2 protein-coding genes and 1 pseudogene are annotated in these 3,190 nt (G+C 66.1%); all 3 read right to left on the reverse strand.

What is annotated here, in order from left to right:
* On the reverse strand, positions 1 to 615 hold a 615-nt coding region (locus tag HC022_RS22260; protein WP_175583693.1), incomplete at its 3' end, for a terminase family protein.
* 625 nt (positions 616 to 1,240) lie between these two features.
* Positions 1,241 to 2,677: pseudogene (locus tag HC022_RS22270) on the reverse strand (NAD(P)(+) transhydrogenase (Re/Si-specific) subunit beta).
* A gap of 15 nt (positions 2,678 to 2,692) precedes the next feature.
* A partial coding sequence (locus HC022_RS22275; RefSeq protein WP_175583692.1) for a proton-translocating transhydrogenase family protein occupies positions 2,693 to 3,190 on the reverse strand: 498 nt, incomplete at its 5' end.

Genomic DNA, 3,190 nt, shown 5'->3' on the forward strand with positions numbered 1-3,190 from the left:
GTAGCGCGCCCGCACCTCCTCGAGGAAGCTCTCGGCGAGATTGGCGCGGTTGGCCTCGGTCTTCGCCCGGGTCACCACGGTTGACGGCAGCTCCAGCAGCTCCTTCAGGATGCCCACGTTGCGCGGGGTCGTGGTGACGCAGACCTGCGGGTGCTCCCCGAGCCGCAGCGCGAACTGCAACATGTCCCAGGTCTCGCGCGCCTTCTTCCATTTCGCCAGCTCGTCGACCCAGGCCGCATCGAACTGCGGGCCGCGCAGCCCCTCGGGATCGTGGGCCGAGAACACCATGGCCTCGGCTCCGTTGGGCCACACGAGACAGCGCCGCGTTGCCTGCCACTCGGGCCGGCGGTCGGGCGGCGAGCAGTTCATGATGCCGCTCTCGCCGAACACCATCACCTCGCGCACCTGGTCCATGGTCTCGCCGATCAGCGCCACGCGCTTGCAGCGCCCCGGCGACAGCGGCATCGCGCCCTCGACGCAGGCGCGCACCCATTCGGCCCCGGCCCGGGTCTTGCCTGCACCGCGACCGCCCATGATGACCCACGAGCGCCAGTCTCCCTCGGGTGGCAGCTGGTGCTCCATCGCCCAGAACTCGAAGAGAAAGGGGAGTGCCAGGCACTCCCCCTCGGTCAGCTCATTCAGGAAGCCGTCCCGCACCGCAGCACCGGCGGAGGCGGCGAGTCCTTTCTGTTTTCGTCTGACATTGGCGATCTGAGCCTCCGTTTCATGCGACGCGCGCATCCAGTAGCGCACGTCGCTCATCAGCTTGCCCGTCTCCGTCTTCGAAACTCCCTCCCCGTCCTCGATCTGCGCCTTGAGGCGTCTGATTTCCTCGCCGAGTTCCTTGAGAACGCCGACGATCTCGTCACGCTCGTCTTCGAGACGCGACATTTCCTCTTCGAGGTGGATGAGGATCATGCTCGATACCTTTCTTGCCTGTAGGTTCTCCGCCCGAGGCAGCGGGGCCGATCAGGGGCTTTTTTGTTGTCGTACCTCCGGGTGCCTGTTCCCGGGGGCCGTCCGCCCGATCTGTCCAGCATGAGGAAAGGCTATGCCCTGCAGCCCTTCAAGTCAAATCCGGGCACCGAACGCCTGTTTCATAAACGACTGTTAACAAATACGAAAATCTCGCTTCCACCGCGCGTTCCCGACATGTTCCGGGCACGAAAAAGGGCGCGGCACCCATCGGTGTCGCGCCCTGCGGACGGGCCCCAGGGCCCGTCCATTTCCCTGCGTCCGCTCAGCTGATGCGGTTGAGCAGCTCACCCACGGAGGCTTTGGCGTCGCCGTAGAACATGCGGGTGTTGTCCTTGTAGAACAGCGGGTTCTCGATGCCCGAGTAGCCCGTGCCCTGGCCGCGCTTGGAGACGAAGACCTGCTTGGCCTTCCACACCTCGAGAACCGGCATCCCCGCGATCGGCGAGTTCGGGTCCTCCTGTGCGGCGGGGTTCACGATGTCGTTCGAGCCGATCACGATGACCACGTCCGTTTCCGGGAAGTCCTCGTTGATCTCGTCCATCTCGAGCACGATGTCGTAGGGCACCTAGGCCTCGGCGGCCTGGCCCTCGGCCAGCAGCCCTTTCTTGTCCCCCGGCAGACGGCCCGCCCGGGGGTGGATCGCGAACCGCCCCTCCTTGCCCTTCGCCCGCAGGCGCCGGGTCAGTTCGGCCACGTTCTGCTGCGCCTGCGCCACCGCCATGCCGTAGCCCGGCACGATGATGATGCTGTCCGCATCCTCGAGCGCACCGGCCACGCCGTCGGCGTCGATGGCGATCTGCTCGCCCTCGACCTCCATCGCCGGGCCTCCCGTGCTGCCGAAGCCGCCGAGGATCACCGAGACGAAGGACCGGTTCATCGCCTTGCACATGATGTAGGACAGGATCGCACCGGAGGAGCCCACCAGCGCGCCGACCACGATCAGCAGGTCGTTGCCGAGGCTGAAGCCGATGGCCGCCGCCGCCCAGCCCGAGTAGCTGTTCAGCATCGACACCACCACCGGCATGTCGGCGCCGCCGATGCCCATGATCAGGTGGTAGCCGATGAACAGCGCGCAGAGCGTCATCAGGAACAGCGGGAAGAAGCCGCCGGTGCCCATATACCAGAACAGCGCCAGCACCGAGATCGCCGCGGCGCTCGCGTTCAGGATGTGCCCGCCCGGCAGCTTCTCGGCCTTCGAGGTCACCTTGCCCGCGAGCTTGCCGTAGGCGATCACCGAGCCTGTGAAGGTCACCGCCCCGATGAAGACACCGAGGAACAGCTCAACCGATAGGATCGACAGCTCGACCGAGGTCTTGTGGGCGACGAGCTCGGCGAAGGTGCCGTGCGGGTCATGACCGCTCGTCACCGCCTTCATGGTGAAATGCGCGTTGTAGCCCACGAAGACCGCCGCGAGGCCGACGAGCGAGTGCATCGCCGCGACCAGCTGCGGCATCTCGGTCATCTCGACCTTCTTGGCCACGTACATGCCGATGATGCCGCCCGCCGCGATCAGGATGATCGAGAGCAGCCACAGGCCCGTTCCCGGGCCGATGAGCGTCGCGAACACCGCCAGCGCCATGCCGACGATGCCGTACCACACCGCCCGCTTGGCGCTTTCCTGCCCCGAGAGGCCGCCGAGCGAGAGGATGAAGAGGACCGCTGCGACCACATAGGCCGCGGTGGTGAATCCGAATTCCATGGTTCTTTCCCCTCCTTACGACTTCTGGAACATGGCGAGCATGCGCCGCGTCACCATGAAGCCGCCGAAGATGTTGATTCCCGCCATGAACACCGACAGCGCGGCGAGGATGATCACCAGCCACGAGCCCGAGCCGATCTGCATCAGCGCGCCGAGGATGATGATCGACGAGATCGCGTTGGTGACGGCCATCAGCGGGGTGTGCAGCGAATGGCTGACGTTCCAGATCACCTGGAAGCCCACGAAGACCGACAGCACGAAGACGATGAAGTGCTGCATGAAGCTCGCGGGTGCCACGAGGCCCACCGCCAGCAGCAGCACGCCGCCCACGCCCAGCAGGGTGACCTGCTGTTTGGTCTGCGCCTTGAAGGCCGCGACCTCGGCCGCGCGCTTCTCTTCCGGCGTCAGCTCGGGCGCCTTCTCCTTGGGCTTCTGCGCCGCGATCGCCTTGGTCTTGGGCGGCGGCGGCGGGAAGGTGATCTCGCCCTGATAGGCCACGGTGGCGCCGCGGAT

This window comes from Salipiger sp. HF18 (assembly GCF_011806505.1).
Lineage (GTDB): Bacteria > Pseudomonadota > Alphaproteobacteria > Rhodobacterales > Rhodobacteraceae > Salipiger > Salipiger thiooxidans.